General features: G+C 60.6%; 1 protein-coding gene. It reads right to left on the bottom strand.

Features of this window, described 5'->3' with window-relative positions; all coding sequences use genetic code 11:
* Positions 1–326, bottom strand: a 326-nt coding sequence (locus I8748_RS29610) for a hypothetical protein (RefSeq protein ID WP_198128068.1), incomplete at its 3' end; no start/stop codon positions are given.
* Between the last annotated feature and the right edge of the window lie 72 nt (positions 327–398).

Here is a 398-nt window from a genome sequence, read left to right as displayed (position 1 = left end):
TTGTCGTCCAGCCGCCATTCGATCTTGTCGCCGATATGGTTGAAGACCTCGAAGGTCTCGCCGGCGCCGTCGAGAATGTCCTGGCTCAGATGGCCGAAATAGGTGCTCTGGCGGACGTCGTATTCGTTGAAATAGAAGGGATAATCCTTGTAGCCCGCGCATTTGACCGAGATCGTGCCCATGTCGATGTCGACCTGGTCGGGGTTCTTGAGCAGGTTCTCGCATTTGTCGATGGCGGCATCGGTGTAGACGCTTTCGGCGGCCTCGGCCGACAGGGGTGCCGAGAGCAGGGCGGCGAGGGCGAGGGGGATGAGGGTGCGGTTCATGGCGGATCCTTTCCCTGGGGATACGCGCCATCGGGCCGATTCATTCACGGCTGCTGGTCGTCGCCATGAAAG

The sequence above is a fragment of the Amazonocrinis nigriterrae CENA67 genome, from assembly GCF_016056305.1.
GTDB classification, from domain to species: Bacteria; Cyanobacteriota; Cyanobacteriia; order Cyanobacteriales; family Nostocaceae; genus Amazonocrinis; species Amazonocrinis nigriterrae.
This window is presented reverse-complemented; position numbering and strand designations above follow the sequence as displayed.